Origin of the sequence: Arthrobacter sp. Soil762, assembly GCF_001428335.1 — a bacterium.
Lineage (GTDB): Bacteria > Actinomycetota > Actinomycetes > Actinomycetales > Micrococcaceae > Arthrobacter.
Map to the genome: position 1 here is coordinate 460392 of NZ_LMSG01000001.1, position 16257 is coordinate 476648.

At 64.6% G+C, this 16257-nt stretch carries 11 protein-coding genes; 2 read left to right on the plus strand and 9 right to left on the minus strand.

The genetic code is table 11. From position 1 onward, the window contains the following. The 3 genes from ASG77_RS02145 to ASG77_RS02155 all read right to left on the minus strand — a co-directional run bounded on the left by ASG77_RS02145 (nt 1) and on the right by ASG77_RS02155 (nt 6127). Entirely contained in the window at nt 1-1359 is a 1359-nt protein-coding gene (locus ASG77_RS02145) for a bifunctional folylpolyglutamate synthase/dihydrofolate synthase (protein WP_056340558.1), read from the minus strand. Between the two features lie 3 nt (nt 1360-1362). Further along, nucleotides 1363-4689 (minus strand): isoleucine--tRNA ligase, encoded by a 3327-nt coding sequence (gene ileS, locus ASG77_RS02150; protein WP_056340561.1) that lies wholly within the window; start codon nt 4687-4689, stop codon nt 1363-1365. A gap of 385 nt (nt 4690-5074) precedes the next feature. Beyond that, nucleotides 5075-6127, minus strand: a complete 1053-nt coding sequence (locus ASG77_RS02155) for a glycerophosphodiester phosphodiesterase (RefSeq protein WP_056340563.1) — start codon at nt 6125-6127, stop codon at nt 5075-5077. Between the two features lie 214 nt (nt 6128-6341). Between ASG77_RS02155 and ASG77_RS02160 the strand changes: the two genes are divergently transcribed. Further along, the gene (locus ASG77_RS02160) at nt 6342-7352 is read left to right on the plus strand and encodes an endonuclease/exonuclease/phosphatase family protein (protein ID WP_056341550.1); all 1011 of its coding nucleotides are present in this window, start codon (nt 6342-6344) and stop codon (nt 7350-7352) included. Here ASG77_RS02160 and ASG77_RS02165 read toward each other — a convergent pair. Continuing rightward, entirely contained in the window at nt 7349-8107 is a 759-nt protein-coding gene (locus ASG77_RS02165) for an SDR family oxidoreductase (protein ID WP_056340566.1), read from the minus strand. The two genes, ASG77_RS02160 and ASG77_RS02165, sit on opposite strands and share 4 nt — an antisense overlap. 82 nt (nt 8108-8189) lie before the next feature. Between ASG77_RS02165 and valS the strand changes: the two genes are divergently transcribed. Next, complete coding sequence (gene valS, locus ASG77_RS02170) at nt 8190-10808, plus strand: valine--tRNA ligase (protein ID WP_056340568.1); 2619 nt, start codon at nt 8190-8192, stop codon at nt 10806-10808. 344 nt (nt 10809-11152) lie between these two features. On the opposite strand, the gene ASG77_RS02175 is transcribed toward valS, so the two are convergent. The 5 genes from ASG77_RS02175 to tig form a co-directional block, all read right to left on the minus strand. Further along, nucleotides 11153-11767 (minus strand): mycothiol-dependent nitroreductase Rv2466c family protein, encoded by a 615-nt coding sequence (locus ASG77_RS02175; RefSeq protein ID WP_056340571.1) that lies wholly within the window; start codon nt 11765-11767, stop codon nt 11153-11155. Nucleotides 11768-11835: 68 nt separating this feature from the next. Next, nucleotides 11836-13116: an ATP-dependent Clp protease ATP-binding subunit ClpX gene (gene clpX / locus ASG77_RS02180; protein WP_056340575.1), complete on the minus strand. Its 1281-nt coding sequence runs from the start codon at nt 13114-13116 to the stop codon at nt 11836-11838. 179 nt (nt 13117-13295) lie between these two features. Continuing rightward, the gene (locus ASG77_RS02185; protein ID WP_056340578.1) at nt 13296-13955 is read right to left on the minus strand and encodes an ATP-dependent Clp protease proteolytic subunit; all 660 of its coding nucleotides are present in this window, start codon (nt 13953-13955) and stop codon (nt 13296-13298) included. Between the two features lie 37 nt (nt 13956-13992). Beyond that, nucleotides 13993-14616 (minus strand): ATP-dependent Clp protease proteolytic subunit, encoded by a 624-nt coding sequence (locus ASG77_RS02190; RefSeq protein WP_056340581.1) that lies wholly within the window; start codon nt 14614-14616, stop codon nt 13993-13995. Nucleotides 14617-14840: 224 nt separating this feature from the next. Beyond that, nucleotides 14841-16226: a trigger factor gene (gene tig / locus ASG77_RS02195; RefSeq protein WP_056340584.1), complete on the minus strand. Its 1386-nt coding sequence runs from the start codon at nt 16224-16226 to the stop codon at nt 14841-14843. Nucleotides 16227-16257 lie beyond the last annotated feature (31 nt).

Genomic DNA, 16257 nt, shown 5'->3' on the forward strand with positions numbered 1-16257 from the left:
CTAGGCCTCCGTCTTTCCGAGCAGGATCCGGGCTTCCGCCACCAGGGTAATGGACCCCGTCACCAGCACGCCGCCGGAGAGGTCGTCGCTGGCTTCGGCGCGTTCCACGGCCCATTCGAGGGCGTCGTCGAGCTTCTCAGCAATGTGGATGTTGTCTTCGCCGAAGCCCATTTCCACCGCCAGTTCAGCCAGTTCGGCCGCGGGCACTGCCCGTGGCGAATTGGACTGGGTGAAGCAGTATTCCTGGGCGATCTCGCCCAGGGATTCCTTGAGCTGGCTCAGGATCTCTTCGGCATCCTTCTCCTTCAGGACTCCGACCACCGGCACCAGACGGGTGAAAGTGAAGGCCTCCTGGATGGCCTCGGCCGAGACCCTGATGCCGTCCGGGTTGTGGGCCGCGTCCACGATGATGGTGGGCGCGGTGCGGACAACCTCCAGGCGACCAGGGGACGTGACGGATGCGAACGCTTCCTGGAGTACCTCGGCGTCAAGTTCCTTCTCGCCGCCAAAGAAGGCCTCGAGGGCTGCCACTGCCACTGCTGCGTTCTGGGCCTGATGCGCGCCGTGCAGCGGCAGCAGCAGTTCAGGGTACCGGCCGGCGATGCCCTGGATACTCACCACCTGGCCGCCCACGGCAACCGTCCGGGATTCGACGCCGAACTCCACACCTTCAAACCGGAACGGGACTCCCACGTCCTTGGCTTTCTCGAGCAGCACCTGCGCAGCATCAACGGGCTGCGAGGCACTGATGAGGTATCCACCGGGCTTGATGATACCGGCCTTCTCATAGGCAATGTCCTCGGTGGTATCGCCCAGCAGGTCGGTGTGGTCCAGGGAAATGGGGGTGACCACGGAAACCAGGCCGTCGCCCACGTTGGTGGCATCGGTGATACCGCCCAGACCCACCTCGATCACGGCCACGTTGACCGGCTGGTCCGCGAAGATCGCGAAGCCCAGGATGGTCAGGCACTCGAAGTACGTGAGCCGGGGCTCCCCCGCCGCTGTGAGTTCGTCGTCGACGATCTGCAGGTACGGGCGGATCTCGTCCCAGATCCGGACGAACGTTTCGTCAGAGACGGGGTGGCCGTCGATGCTGATCCGCTCGGTGACCTTGGACAGGTGCGGGCTGGTGTAGCGGCCGGTACTCAGGCCGTGCGCGCGCAGCCCGGCCTCAATCATCCGGGCCGTGGAGGTCTTGCCGTTGGTGCCGGTCACATGGATGATCGGGAACGCCTTGTTGGGCTCCCCCAGCACGTCCATGGCCCGGAACAGCGGCGCGAGACGCGGCTCCATCTTGTTTTCCGGCGCACGCCCCAGCAGCTCGGCGTAGACACTTTCCACGGAGAATTCGTCAGTCATAGCTCAGGCCTCTGCTTTTTCGACGGTGATGCGTGGTTCGCCTGACTCAGCCGGAACTGTGGCCAGCTCCAGGGTCAGGGTTTCGGTCTTGACCAGCTCGGCGTTTGCCAGCAGTGCCTCCAGCACGGCGGGAGCGGCCGTAACAGTGGTCCGGATCCGGTCGCTTACGTTCAATCCGGCGTCCTTGCGTGCCTGCTGAATGGCGCGGACCATGTCGCGCGCAGTGCCTTCGGCCTCAAGCTCAGGGGTGACCTCGGTGTTCAGGACCACAAAGCCGCCGCCCGGAAGGACAGCTACTGATGCCGAACCGCCGTCGGATTCCGCCACCACCGTCTCCAGGGTGTATTCCTGGGGTTCCAGCTCCAGGCCGCCGGCGATGACCAGTCCGGCATCGGAAACCGACCAGTCACCGGACTTGGCGCCCTTGATAGCCTGCTGGACGTTCTTGCCCAGGCGCGGTCCCGCGGCGCGGGCGTTGACCACGAGCTTCTGCTCGATGCCGAACTCCTCCGGGGAGGCGCTCTCGGCGTCCAGCAGGCGCACGGAGCGCAGGTTCAGTTCATCGGCGACGACGGCGGCGAAGCCTCCCAGCGCATCCGCGCCGGGTGCCACAACCGTCAGTTCCTGCAGCGGCAGCCGCACGCGCAGGTTGGCGGCCTTGCGCAGCGAGGATCCGGTGGAGCAGATCTGCTGCACGCGGTCCATCGCTTCCACCAGCGACGCGTCGGCCGGGAACAGGTCCGCGTCCGGCCAGTCGGCCAGGTGCACGGAGCGGCCGCCGGTGAGGCCGCGCCAGATCTCCTCGGAGACCAGTGGCAGCAGCGATGCGGCCACGCGGGACACGGTCTCCAGCGCGGTGTACAGCGCGTCGAAGGCGTCAGCGCTCTCGTCGAAGAAGCGCTGGCGGCTGCGGCGGACGTACCAGTTGGTGAGCATGTCCAGGTAGCTGCGGAGCTCGTCGCAGGCGCCGGAGATGTCGTAGCTGTCCAGCTGGGCGGTCATGTTGCGGACCAGGTCACCGGTGTTCGCCAGCAGGTACTGGTCCAGGGTGTCGGCGTATCCGTCGTAGCGGAGCTTCGCGTCGTAACCCCTACCGCCGTCGGCTGCGTTCGTGTACAGCGTGAAGAAGCTATAGACGTTCCACAACGGCAGGATGACCTGGCGGACGCCGTCGCGGATTCCCTGTTCGGTGACCACCAGGTTGCCGCCGCGCAGGATGGGGCTGGACATCAGGAACCAGCGCATGGCGTCGGAGCCGTCACGGTCCAGGACCTCGGAGACATCCGGGTAGTTGCGCAGGCTCTTGGACATCTTCTGCCCGTCCGAGCCCAGCACGATGCCGTGGCTGATGACGTTCCGGAACGCCGGACGGTCAAACAGTGCCGTGGACAGGATGTGCAGCATGTAGAACCAGCCGCGGGTCTGGCCGATGTACTCCACGATGAAGTCCGCCGGGTTGTGCGTGTCGAACCAGGCTTCGTTCTGGAAGGGGTAATGCACCTGGCCGTAGGGCATGGAGCCGGAGTCGAACCAGACGTCCAGGACGTCCTCGACGCGGCGCATCACGGACTGGCCCTCTTCGGGGGTCCGGGGATCGTCCGGGTTGGGGCGGGTCAGTTCATCGATGAACGGGCGGTGCAGGTCAACCTCGCCGGCCTTGTTCAGCGGCAGGCGGCCGAAATCAGCCTCGATCTCGGCAAGGGAGCCGTAGACGTCGGTGCGCGGGAATTCCGGGTCGCTGGACTGCCACACCGGGATGGGGCTGCCCCAGTAGCGGTTGCGGCTGATGGACCAGTCGCGGGCGTTGGCGAGCCACTTGCCGAACTGGCCGTCCTTGACGTTGCCGGGGATCCAGTTGATGTCCTGGTTCAGTTCGGACATACGGTCCTTGAATTTGGTGACCTCGACGTACCAGGAGGACACGGCGCGGTAGATCAGGGGGTTGCGGCAGCGCCAGCAGTGAGGGTAGCTGTGCTCGTAGCTGGCCTGCCGGACCAGGCGGCCCTGGGCGCGCAGCACCTGGGTGATGGGCTTGTTGGCCTCGAAGACCTGAAGCCCGGCGATGTCGTGCAGGTCGCCGTGGCTGAACAGCGGCAGGAACTTGGCACCTTCGTCCACGGACAGGACCACCGGGATGCCGGCCTCTTCACAGACCTTCTGGTCGTCTTCACCATAAGCGGGCGCCTGATGGACGATGCCGGTGCCGTCGGTTGTTGTGACGTAGTCGGCCACGAGGAAGCGCCAGGCGTTCTGCGTCCCGTACTTTTCGTCGTCGCTGAAGTCGTTCCACAGCGGCTGGTAGGCCAGGCCCTCAAGGTCGGCGCCGGTGTGGGTTGACGTCACGGCAGCCTCGGCGGAGTCCGCATCCTCATAGCCCAGGTCCTTGGCGTACGCGGCCAGCAGGTCCGCGGCCAGGAGGAAACTGCCGTTGACGGGCGCGTCCGGCGAAGCGGCCTTGACGCCGTTGGGTCCGGCGGGGAGCACGGCGTAGGTGATGGACGGCCCGACGGCGAGCGCCAGGTTGGTGGGCAGCGTCCAGGGCGTGGTGGTCCAGGCGAGCGCCTGGACGCCGGCGAGCTGCTTCGACAGCGCCGACTCCCCTGCCGTGATGGGGAACGTCACCGTGACAGTCTGGTCCTGGCGGTTCTTGTAGACGTCGTCGTCCATACGGAGCTCATGGTTGGACAGCGGCGTCTCGTCCTTCCAGCAGTAGGGCAGCACGCGGTAGCCGTTGTACGTCAGGCCTTTTTCGTGCAGCTGCTTGAACGCCCACAGGACCGATTCCATGTATTCGACGTTGAGCGTCTTGTAATCGTTGTCGAAGTCCACCCAGCGGGCCTGGCGGGTGACGTAGCTCTTCCACTCATCGGCGTACTTCATCACGGAGGCACGGCAGGCGTCGTTGAACTTATCGATGCCCATGGCCTCAATCTGGGTCTTGTCTGTCATGCCCAGCTGCTTCATGGCTTCCAGTTCAGCCGGCAGTCCGTGGGTGTCCCAGCCGAAGCGGCGTTCAACGCGGCGGCCGCGCTGTGTCTGGTAGCGGCCCACGAGGTCCTTGGCGTACCCGGTCAGCAGGTGGCCGTAGTGCGGCAGACCGTTGGCGAAGGGAGGGCCGTCGTAGAAGACGAATTCGTTGCTGCCGGGCTGCCCGCCGGGGGCGTCGGCGCTTCGCTGGTCGATGCTGGCCTGGAAAGTGCCGTCCTGGTCCCAGTACTTCAGGATGCGCTCTTCGATCTCCGGGAATTTCACGGAGGCGGAGACACCGGCGGCAGCGCCGCTCGAAACTGCAGCCGAAGGGGAAGCTGAGGCTTTGGGGTAATACGTCATTCTCGACATCCTGGGTTGAGCTGGTGAACCACTCAGCCGTTGCTGGATGGTTCCGTTCAGGATGCGAGGACGGCTCCTGTGCTGTCCTGGGACTGCACGCTTACCGCGGTACCACCTCACTTACCGGCACTCCACCATGCTCCGGGGGAAGCTTGTTGGTGCGCCGGCCGCTCATTACTGCTGTGACGGGCTTACCCGTCCGGTTCTACCGGCCCTGACGCGTGCTGATCCTTGCGCCGGGGCGTTCTTCCGGAAGCTCACCGGTGATGGCCGGGTCGAAGCTGATACGACGATGTTACCGGAGAAGTCACTGCGTTTCACTGCACAGCGCGGTCTGCTGAGCAGGGAAACGCAGTGACGGCGGGTCGGAACCGCCCGGACGGGACTAAAAGCGGTGCGGCAGCTTTATTCCGGCAGCAGCCATGACATCGCGGAGCCGGTCCGGGTAGTCGGTGATGATCCCGTCAACTCCGGTATCGATCAGAGCCCGCATGGTGGGCTGGTCATCCACAGTCCACGGGATGACCTGCATCCCGGCGGCGTGCGCACGCTCCACCATGTCCGCGGTGACGTAGGGGACGTAGCCCGGATCCGTAACTTTGCCGTTCTGCGGGGTGCCGTGCACGGGAGAGACGGCGTCGAAGCCGAGGGAGGACGCTGCAGCGATGAGGTCGCCGCCAAAGTCGTCAGCGTCAATCCCGCCAAGCCACGGCGAGCTGCCCGGCTGCCCGGCCTGGAGGAAGTCCTTGTTGGTCAGGGCCACGGTGCGGATCTGCGGATCCCGCTGCTGGACGAGGCGCAGGGAGCCCCAGTCGAAGCTCTGGATGGAGACGCGGCTCTGCATCTGGGCGGCGTTGATTTCCCGGAGGGCGACGTCAATGAACTGCTCGCGCGGGGCGGTTTCCGCCGGAGCGCCGGCTTCGACCTTCGTTTCAATGTTGAACTTCACCTGGCTGGCGCGGTGGGCGTCGGCGAGCTCAAAAACCTCGGCCAGAGTCGGCATCTTGGCGCCGGGAGACGCCGTCTGGCCCGGGAACTGCGGCTGGGTGAGCGAACCGCAGTCCAGGCTTCGGACCTGTTCGAAGGTCAGGTCCTTGACATACTTGCCCACGTAGGGGAACTGCGGATCGTTCGGCGTGACCGGCGCGGTATCGAGGCACTTCTTGTTGCTGATCTTGCGGTCGTGCGTGATGACTTCGCGGCCGTCCTTGGTGATCTGGAGGTCAAGTTCCAGGGTGGACACGCCGGTCTCGAGGCCCTTCGCGAAGGACGCCAGGGTGGATTCGACGGTCAGGCCGAGTCCGCCGCGGTGGGCCTGTAGATCAAAATGGTTGTCCGTGCCGTTGGGGTTCGTGTCAGCGGCTTGGGCCTGGACCGAAGTAGTGAGGAGCAGGGCTGCGCTGAGTACGGCAGCGCCAAGCTTCATCGGGGTGCGCATAGGAAGGAATCTCCACTCTGGTGGTGTGCAGTTTGCGCCTGCTACAGTGCCGTCCTGCGGCCAACGTCAGGCCACAGCGGGCTGGCCGGAGTGCGACGGGACGGTAAACGTTGGGCTTCATCGCAAAGCCGGTCCAATCAACGGGCGACGCCAGGGCGGCGACTCTTTAGACTCGTGCCATGACAGTCTCCCGGGCGATTTGTTCCGGTCCCTGATGGGCCATCGTGCACACCACGGTTGGCTGTGGTCAGCCGGCCTGGTTGCGGCACCTGTTGTGGTGGTGTCCTGGTTCCGCGCCGTCCCGGCGCCGTGGCCGCCGCTTGTGGTACAGGTAGTGGCCTTTACGCCGTGGCTGGCATTCCTCGCCGCGGCCGCCGTGTTGCTGGCACTGCCCAGCCGGCGTGCCTGGGCTATCCTGCCGGCGGCAATCCTGCTGGTCGCACAGCTTATCTGGCTGTTCCCGCCGGAAGTGTTCCTGGCCCGGCAGGGAGGGTACCCCCAGGTCCGGGGGCCGGATGCTCCAGCCGCGGCGAAGCTGACGGTCATGAACCTCAATGCCCGGCTCGGAGGTGCTGATAGCGCCGCCGTCGTCCGGCTGGTCCGGGACCACCATGTTGACCTGCTGACCGTCCAGGAGCACAGCCTGGAGTTGGAGAAGCGGCTGGCGCGTGCGGACCTGGGCAGCGTGCTTCCCCACCGCGTGTCCCATCCCCGGAATGGAGCGGCCGGCAGCGCCGTCTATTCGACTTTCCGGCTAAAGGAGGTGGGACTGGTCCCTGACACAGCGTTCAGTATGCCGGTTGTCCGGCTTGAGACCAGTGTCCCGGGCGCCGGCGCCGGCCTGACGGTCATCAATGTGCACGCGCACGCGCCCGTGGACATTGCCGTTCATCAATGGCGAGGTGACCTTACAGCTGTGGCCCGGGCAAGCAGCGGGGCCGGTCCTACGCTTCTGGCGGGCGATTTCAACGCGACATATGACCACTGGGAATTCCGCGCGATGCTGGAGGGGGCCGGCGGCGGCCGGAAACTGGTGGACGTTGCAACCGCGTTGGGCAGCCGGCTCATCCCCACCTGGCCGATGCGGGATTACAACCTTCCCGGCGTGACTCTGGACCATTTGGTGACCAGCCCGGACATTTCAAGTTCGGGTTACTTGGTCCATCCGGTCAGCGGCACGGACCACGCTGCCGTGATCGCCACCCTGGAGATCCAGCTTCCCTAACGCCTGCGGATCAGCTTGTGGGTGGCGGCCTGGGCAACGGGCCGGATCACAATCTGGTCCAGGTTGACGTGGTGCGGCGCACTGACGGCATAGCGCACCACGTCTGCCACGTCGGCTGCGGTCAGCGGATTCTCAACGCCTTCGTAGACCTTCTCCGCGGCGTCCTGGTCACCAAAGCGGTTGAGCGCGAACTCTTCGGTGCGGACAAGGCCCGGGGCTACCTCGATGACGCGGATATTGTGCTCCGCCTCTTCCAGCCGGAGGGCACCAGTCAGTGCGTGCTGGGCAAACTTGGCGGCGTTGTAGCCGCCGCCGCCCTCGTAGGCCACCAGTCCGGCGGTCGACGTCAGGTTCAGGACAGTTCCTTCGCCGGTGGCGCGGAGCATCGGCAGGAACGCCCGGGTGAGCTTCACGGTGCCGAGGACGTTGACCCGGAACATCCATTCCCAGTCCTCGGTGTTGGCATCGCCCACCAGGTCAGCACCCCGGGCCCCGCCGGCGATGTTGATGAGCGTCCCCACGCCGCCGGCTTCGGTGACGCGGGCAAGGAGCCTGGCGACGTCGTCGTCCTCGGTGATGTCAGCGGGAATTCCGACGGCGCCTGTTTCAGCTTCCAGCGCGGCCAGCCGTTCGGCGCGCCGCGCCACAGCGAATACCGTCCAGCCTTCTTCCCGCAATGCCCGCACGGTAGCCTCGCCGATGCCGGTGCTGGCGCCGGTTACTACTGCTGCCTTGTTCAGTGAATCTTCAGTCATGGCACCACCCTAACGGCCCCGGCCGGTGGCATGCTTGGAGCGATGTCGCCGGATGAAGTCCTGGCCATGAAACAATTGCCAGATGGCTGAAGACACTCAGGGTACAGACACGCCCTCCACCGCCCCTATCAACGTTCCGGACAAGCCCGCCCTTGAGGGGCTCGAAGCTGCCCTCACGCAGCGCTGGCTTGCCGAAGGGACCTACAAATTCAACCCGGATACCACCCGGGAGCAGGTCTACTCGATCGACACTCCCCCACCCACGGCGTCGGGCTCCCTGCACGTGGGCCACATGTTCTCCTTCACGCAGACGGACGTGCTGGCCCGCTACCAGCGCATGATCGGCAAGAACGTGTTCTACCCAATGGGTTGGGATGACAACGGCCTGCCCACCGAGCGCCGCGTCCAGAACTACTACGGCGTGCGCTGCGACCCGGCCATCCCGTACGACGCCGCTTACCGTGCACCGGCCGAGCCCGCCAAGAACCAGCGCGACTTCGACGTCGTCTCGCGCCGGAACTTCATCGAGCTGTGTGAAGAACTGGCCGTGGAGGACGAGAAGGTCTTCGAAAGCCTGTTCCAGCAGCTCGGACTTTCCGTGGACTGGCAGCTGACGTACCGGACCATCGATGACGCCTCCCGCGAAGTCTCCCAGCGCGCCTTCCTGGCCAACCTGGCAGCGGGCGACGCATACATGGCCGAGGCACCTACCCTGTGGGACATCACCTTCCGCACCGCCGTGGCCCAGGCGGAACTCGAAGACCGCGAAGTTGCCGGCGCGTACTACCGCTACCCGTTCTTCACCGAAGACGGCGAAAAGATCTACGTCGAGACCACCCGTCCCGAACTGCTGGCAGCCTGTGCCGCCCTGGTGGCAAACCCCGACGACGAGCGGTACCAGCCGCTGTTCGGCAAGATGGTCACGTCCCCGGTCTTCGGCGTTGAGGTTGAGGTCAAGGCCCACCCGCTGGCCAAGGCGGACAAGGGCTCCGGCATCGCCATGGTGTGCACGTTCGGTGACCTCACCGACGTCACCTGGTGGCGGGAACTCCAGCTGCCCACCCGCGCCATCGTTGGCCGGGACGGCCGCATCGTCGGCGAAACCCCGGACTGGATCACCACCGACGCAGGCCGCACCGCCTACGAAGCCATCGCAGGCAAGACCGTCTTCAGCGCCAAGGAAGCAGTAGTGGAGCTCCTGGCCGCCGACGGTCTGATCGACGGCGAACCGAAGAAGATCATGCACCCGGTGAACTTCTACGAAAAGGGCGACAAGCCCCTTGAGGTTGTCACCTCACGCCAGTGGTACTACCGCAACGGCGGACGCGACGAAGAGCGCCGCGCCCGCCTGATCGCGCGCGGCCACGAGATCGACTTCCACCCGGCCTTTATGCGGTCCCGCTTCGAGAACTGGATCTCCGGGCTGAACGGCGACTGGCTCGTGTCCCGCCAGCGCTTCTTCGGTGTGCCCATTCCCGTCTGGTATCCGCTGGACGCCGAGGGCAACCCGCGGTACGACGCCCCGATCGTGCCCCTGGACGAGCAGCTGCCGGTTGACCCCGCGGCCGATGCCGCACCGGGTTACGACGAAGCCCAGCGCGGTGTTCCCGGTGGCTTCGCCGGCGACGCCGACATCCTGGACACGTGGGCCACGTCTTCCCTGACGCCGCAGATTGTGGGCGGCTGGAGCCGGGACGAGGACCTCTTTGCCAAGGTGTTCCCGTTTGACCTGCGCCCCCAGGGCCACGACATCATCCGCACCTGGCTGTTCTCCTCGGTAGTCCAGGCTGATGCGCTGCAGCACGCCGCGCCGTGGAAGCATGCCGCCATCTCCGGCTGGATCCTGGACCCGGACCGGAAGAAGATGTCCAAGTCCAAGGGCAACGTGGTGGTTCCCACCGATGTGCTGGACGAATTCGGCTCTGACGCCGTCCGCTACTGGGCCACGTCCGCCAAGCTCGGCGCGGATACGGCGTACGAAATCGCGCAGATGAAGATCGGCCGCCGCCTTGCCATCAAGCTGCTGAACGCCTCAAAGTTCGTCCTGAACCTGGGCGCGACGGAGAATTCCGTGGTCTCCACCGATCTCTCGGTCCTGACCAACCCGTTGGACCGCGCGGTGCTGGCCCAGCTGGCCGAGGTGGTGCGCCAGTCCACCAAGGCGTTCGAGAACTACGACTACGCCCGGGCTCTGCAGATCACCGAGAGCTTCTTCTGGCAGTTCACGGACGATTACGTGGAGCTCATCAAGGACCGCGCCTACGGTGCCGCCGGCGACGCTGAGCAGGCCTCCGTGCTGGCAGCACTCGCCACCAGCCTGGACACGCTGCTGCGCCTGTTCGCCCCGTTCCTGCCCTTCGCCACCGAAGAGGTCTGGGGCTGGTGGCGCAACGGCTCCGTACACCGTGCACAGTGGCCCAGCGCAGTGGACGTGGACGGCGACACTACCCTGCTTGCCACCGTTGGCACGGCCCTGAGCGGTGTCCGCAAGGCAAAGTCCGAGGCCAAGGTCAAGCAGCGCACCGAGGTCCTCTCCGCCACCATCACGGCGTCGGAATCCCTGACCACGCAGCTGAAGGCCGGACTGGGCGACCTGAAGGCCGCCTCGAACGCCCGCGAACTGACCCTCGTGGCAGGCGACGGCGAACTGACCGTCAGCGATGTCGTACTGGCCGCTCCGGAGGAACAGCCCAAGGCCTGACCGGATTTAGGCCCCGTTTCGGGGCAGCAGCCCTGTTTTTGGGCAAAGGGGAAGCCCCATCAGCGTTTTGCCGTTGGTGGGGCTTCGACTTTTCGGCCATCCTCGTGACGTCTTTGATGGTCTGGCAGGATCCTTGGATCTTCAGGTCTTCCTACCTCGTCACTGGTAGCTTGTATCTGACTTTGCCGATGGCTGCGTCGGATACATATCACTGAATCTTTGGTTCCTGCGTCCCGCTTCTTTCGAAGTGGGTAAGAACCATTGTTGTCCCGACGGTTCGGATGCGCAAGAGCCCCGGAAGAACTACATGAGAGTAGTTCGTCCGGGGCTCTTTGCTGTCTGCGTCAGTTGAATTCGGGACGTTCGCTTCGGCTGCGCTTAATCTCGAAGAAGTGCGGGTACGAGGCCAGTGTGACGGTGGCATCCCACAGCAGGCCCGCCTGCTCGCCGCGCGGGATGCGGGTCAGCACGGGGCCGAAGAAAGCGGTTCCGTTGAAGGCAACAACCGGCGTGCCGACGTCCTGGCCCACCAGCGAGATGCCCTCCTCATGGCTGGCCCTCAGCTGGGTGTCAAAGGCGTCCGTGGTGGCAACGTCTGCCAGGCCGGCCGGGAGTCCGCACTCCGCCAGTGCCTTGCTGACGACAACGCCGAAGTCCTTCTCCCCATCAAGGTGGATCAGTGTGCCCATGGCGTCGTAGAGCGGCTTCACAACGTGGTCGCCGTGCTGCTCCTGGGCCGCGATGATGACCCGGACCGGGCCCCATGCCTTGTCCATGCCTTCGCGGTACGCGGGTTCCAGGTCCCTGCCTTCGTTCAGGACAGAGAGGCTCATTACATGCCACACGGTCTTGATGTCGCGGACAGCCTCAACCTCGCCGATCCAGCGTGAGGTGATCCAGGCGAACGGGCACAGCGGATCAAACCAGAAGTCGGCCTGGTTGATGGTTGTTTCAGTCATGCGTGAGTCCTCTGTTCCTGGGCATGCGGGAGTGGAAGGCGGAAGTGTCAGGCAGGGTGGCGGACGTGTCAGGCGGACTTGCGTCGCTTGGTCACGTGCGGAATGAGGGTTGGCTCGGCCTTGCTGAGGACAACGTCGGCGGTGATGACCACGCTGGCCACGTCTTCGCGGCTGGGGAGGTCGAACATGACCGGGAGCAGCACTTCCTCCATGATGGCGCGCAGGCCACGGGCACCGGTGCCACGCTCCAGGGCCTGGTCGGCGATGGCATTGAGGGCGTCGTCATCGAAGACGAGTTCCACGCCGTCGATCTGGAACATCTTCTGGTACTGCTTGACCAGCGCGTTCTTCGGCGTGGAGAGGATCTGGATGAGGGCGTCACGATCCAGGCTGGAGACCGTGGTGATCACGGGAAGGCGGCCGATGAATTCCGGGATCAGACCGAACTTCAGGAGGTCCTCGGGCATCACTTCACCATAGGAGTCCACCTTGTTGCTGGCATCGTTGAGTGGGGCGCCGAAGCCAATGCCTTTGCGTCCGGAACGCGAACCAATGATCTCTTCCAGCCCGGCAAAGGCGCCCGCCACGATAAACAGCACGTTGGTGGTGTCGATCTGGATGAATTCCTGGTGGGGGTGCTTGCGTCCACCCTGGGGCGGAACGGAAGCTACGGTTCCTTCGAGGATCTTCAGAAGGGCCTGCTGCACGCCCTCACCGGAGACGTCCCGGGTGATGGAGGGATTCTCGCTCTTGCGCGAAATCTTGTCGATTTCGTCGATGTAGATGATGCCCTGTTCGGCCTTTTTGACGTCGTAATCGGCTGACTGGATGAGCTTGAGGAGGATGTTCTCCACGTCCTCACCCACATAGCCGGCCTCGGTGAGTGCCGTGGCGTCGGCAACAGCAAACGGAACATTCAACCGCCGCGCCAGTGTCTGGGCCAAGTACGTTTTGCCGCAGCCGGTGGGGCCGATCAGGAGGATGTTGGACTTGGCGATTTCGACGTCGTCGTGGTGGCCGCCCTCGGCGAGGCTGCCGCTCTTGGGGGCGTGGCCGGCCTGGATCCGCTTGTAGTGGTTGTAGACGGCGACGGCGAGGGAACGCTTGGCGGGTTCCTGGCCGATGACGTATTCCTGCAGGAAGTCAAAGATCTCGCGGGGCTTGGGCAGTTCGAAACTTCCCAGATCGGCGACTTCCGCGAGCTCTTCCTCAATGATCTCGTTGCAGAGCTCAATGCATTCGTCGCAGATGTAGACACCGGGCCCGGCAATGAGCTTGCGCACCTGCTTCTGGCTCTTTCCGCAGAAAGAACACTTCAGCAGATCCGTGCTCTCGCCAATCCGAGCCATATGTGAACCCCTTTAGTATCTTGCTGCCAGGCAGCTGTGCACCGTTGCTGGAATCGTAGCGGGCCTGGGAGGACCGGCCGTGACATCTTCCACTCTAGGTCACAATTGCGTCCAAGGGTGGAAAGCGAAGGCCGGTGCGGCCCAAATTACTGGACCGCACCGGCCGTCGAAGAGGCTGGCTACCTGGTGATTGCCTGCGGCTTCATCTTGCGGGAATCAAGCACCTGGTCAATGAGGCCGTAATCCAGGGCCTCGGCGGCGGTCAGGATCTTGTCACGCTCAATGTCGTTGTTGACCTGCTCCGGGGTGCGGCCCGAGTGGTGGGCCAGCGTGTCCTCAAGCCAGGCGCGCATCCGCATAACTTCCGCGGCCTGGATTTCCAGGTCCGAGGCCTGTCCACCTTGGCCGCCGGAGAGGGCCGGCTGGTGGATCAGGACACGGGCGTTGGGCAGGGCCAGGCGCTTGCCCGGGGTGCCGGCTGCGAGGATCACGGCGGCGGCGCTGGCGGCCTGGCCGAGGCAGACGGTCTGGATCTCCGGCCGGATGTACGTCATGGTGTCGTAGATCGCGGTCATGGCCGTGAAGGAGCCGCCCGGGGAGTTGATGTAGAGAGTGATGTCGCGGTCCGGGTCGGTGGACTCGAGCACCAGCAGCTGGGCCATGACGTCATCAGCGGAGGCGTCATCGATCTGGACGCCGAGGAAGATGATGCGGTCCTCGAACAGCTTCGTGTAGGGGTCCTGGCGCTTGAAGCCGTAAGGCGTGCGCTCTTCGAACTGGGGAAGGACGTAGCGGCTGGTCGGAAGATTACCGGCAGTCGATCCGAAGTTGTAAGTCATTTTTGTTGCTCCTGATCTAAGTGTTCTAAGTGCCGGGTTACTTCTCGGATGCTGACTCGCCGGAGGTGCCGTTGGCGGTGCCGCCGCCGCCGGAGACGGAACCGGCGTGGGCCGCGATCTTGTCGAAGAAGCCGTATTCGAGGGCTTCAGGCGCGGTGAACCACTTGTCGCGGTCGTTGTCCTTGAGGATGGTTTCCACGGACTGGCCGGTCTGGTCCGCGGTCAATTCAGCCATGACCTTCTTCATGTGCAGGATCAGCTCGGCCTGGATCTTAATGTCCGAGGCCGTGCCGCCGATGCCGCCGGAGGGCTGGTGCATCAGGACGCGGGCGTTGGGGGTGGCGTAGCGCTTGCCCTTGGTGCCGGAGGAGAGCAGGAACTGGCCCATGGAGGCTGCCAGGCCGGTGGCGACGGTGACGACGTCGTTCGGGATGAACTGCATGGTGTCATAGATGGCCATGCCCGCGGTCACGGAGCCGCCGGGAGAGTTGATGTAAAGGTAGATGTCCTTTTCCGGGTTCTCGGCGGACAGGAGCAGCAGCTGCGAGCAGATGGCGTTGGCGTTGTCGTCACGCACCTCGGAGCCCAGCCAGATGATGCGCTCCTTCAGGAGGCGGTTGTAGATGTAGTTGTCCTGGGCGGCCGGATCTACAGTCGCCATCCGGGGGGCCTCTGCGTGCTGTGACATGTGTACTTACCTCTCGCTGGTGACGGTGACATCACTGAACTTCACTACTTGGACACTAACCGGTTTGGTGGCCGATTTGTTCGCGGGAATCGCGCTGTTCGCTGACGGCGCACGATCCCTGCGACTGCCCGTTAACCGAGGCAGCCCCCGGACCAATAGGTCCGGGGGCTGCCTTCAGTCGCACTGCCAGGGGCGTGCTAGAACTTCACGGCTGCCGGGTCGTCACTCGGGGTGGCCTCGGTCTCGGCGTTGGTGTCTTCAGCAGCCTCAGCGGCGGGAGCCTCTTCTTCGCCGCCGGGGCGGACGAAGTCGCTGAGGTCAACGGTCTTGCCGTCGGTGTCGGTCACGTTGGCCTGGCCCAGGACAACAGCCAAGGCCTTCCGGCGGCGGACCTCGGAAACCATCATGGGAACCTGGCCGCTCTGATCGATGATCTGGGCGAACTGGTTCGGGTCCATGCCGTACTGGCTGGCGGCGCTGACGATGTAGTCGATCAGCTCAGCCTGGCTGACGTTGACTTCTTCCTTTTCGGCAATGGCGTCAAGGATGACTTCGTTCTGGAAGGCGCGGGCGGTGTTGGCCTTGACCTCTTCGCGGTGCTCCTCGGTGTCGTGTTCGCCTTCACCGTGGCCGTTGCCCTCCTTGAAGTGGGCGTCGACCTGCTCGTCGACGACGGAGTCCGGAACCGGAACCGCAATGAGCTCAACGAGCTTGTCCAGGACCTTATCGCGGGCCTCAACGCCCTGCTCAACAACCTTGGAGTCGGCGGCCTGCTTGGCCAGGTCCTCGCGGAGTTCGGCAAGGGTGTCGAACTCGGAGGCCAGCTGGGCGAAGTCGTCGTCGGCCTCGGGAAGCTCGCGCTCCTTGACGGCCTTGACAACAACCTTCACCTGGGCGGACTCACCGGCGTGGTCACCGCCCACCAGGGTGGTTTCGAAGATGGCGTCCTCGTCAACGCTGAGGCCGGTCACGGCCTCGTCCAGGCCCTCGAGCATGGTTTCCGTGCCCACCTGGTAGGACAGGCCGGACGCGGAATCAACGTCGGCGCCGTCAATGGTGGCAGTGATGTCGATGGTCAGGAAGTCGCCATCGGCGGCCGGGCGGTCCACGGACTTCAGCGTGCCGAAGCGGCCGCGCAGTTCGTCCAGGGCCTTATCAACGTCTTCGTCGGAGGATTCCGCTGCGGCTACCTCGACCTTGATGCCGGCGTAGTCCGGGAGTTCGATCTCCGGACGGATATCGACCTCGGCGTGGAACTTCAGTTCCCCGTCCGTGGAGGTGGGGTCCGGAACTTCGGTGATCTCAACCTCGGGACGGCTCAGGGGGCGGATGCCGGATTCCTGGACTGCAGCCTGGTACCAGCCGTTGAGGCCTTCGTTGATTGCCGTCTCCAGGACGTAGCCGCGGCCAACGCGCTGGTCGATCAGCTTGGACGGGACCTTGCCCTTACGGAAGCCAGGGACCTGGATCTGCGAAGCAACAGTCTTGTATGCCTCGTCGATGCTGGGCTTCAATTCCTCAAAAGGGACCTCAACATTGAGCTTGACCCGCGTGGGGGTGAGGTTCTCGACAGCGCTCTTCACGGTCTAAGTACTCCTGGGTTTGTGGGATGGG

What these genes read in the sequence shown, in the direction of transcription:
- ASG77_RS02185 (WP_056340578.1), bottom strand. Translation starts at nt 13,955, where the DNA reads ATGACTTACAACTTCGGATCGACTGCCGGTAATCTTCCGACCAGCCGC.
- ASG77_RS02175 (WP_056340571.1), bottom strand. Translation starts at nt 11,767, where the DNA reads ATGACTGAAACAACCATCAACCAGGCCGACTTCTGGTTTGATCCGCTG.
- ASG77_RS02155 (WP_056340563.1), bottom strand. Translation starts at nt 6,127, where the DNA reads ATGCGCACCCCGATGAAGCTTGGCGCTGCCGTACTCAGCGCAGCCCTG.
- clpX (WP_056340575.1), bottom strand. Translation starts at nt 13,116, where the DNA reads ATGGCTCGGATTGGCGAGAGCACGGATCTGCTGAAGTGTTCTTTCTGC.
- ASG77_RS02165 (WP_056340566.1), bottom strand. Translation starts at nt 8,107, where the DNA reads ATGACTGAAGATTCACTGAACAAGGCAGCAGTAGTAACCGGCGCCAGC.
- ASG77_RS02160 (WP_056341550.1), top strand. Translation starts at nt 6,342, where the DNA reads ATGGGCCATCGTGCACACCACGGTTGGCTGTGGTCAGCCGGCCTGGTT.
- ileS (WP_056340561.1), bottom strand. Translation starts at nt 4,689, where the DNA reads ATGACGTATTACCCCAAAGCCTCAGCTTCCCCTTCGGCTGCAGTTTCG.
- ASG77_RS02145 (WP_056340558.1), bottom strand. Translation starts at nt 1,359, where the DNA reads ATGACTGACGAATTCTCCGTGGAAAGTGTCTACGCCGAGCTGCTGGGG.
- ASG77_RS02190 (WP_056340581.1), bottom strand. Translation starts at nt 14,616, where the DNA reads ATGGCGACTGTAGATCCGGCCGCCCAGGACAACTACATCTACAACCGC.
- valS (WP_056340568.1), top strand. Translation starts at nt 8,190, where the DNA reads ATGGCTGAAGACACTCAGGGTACAGACACGCCCTCCACCGCCCCTATC.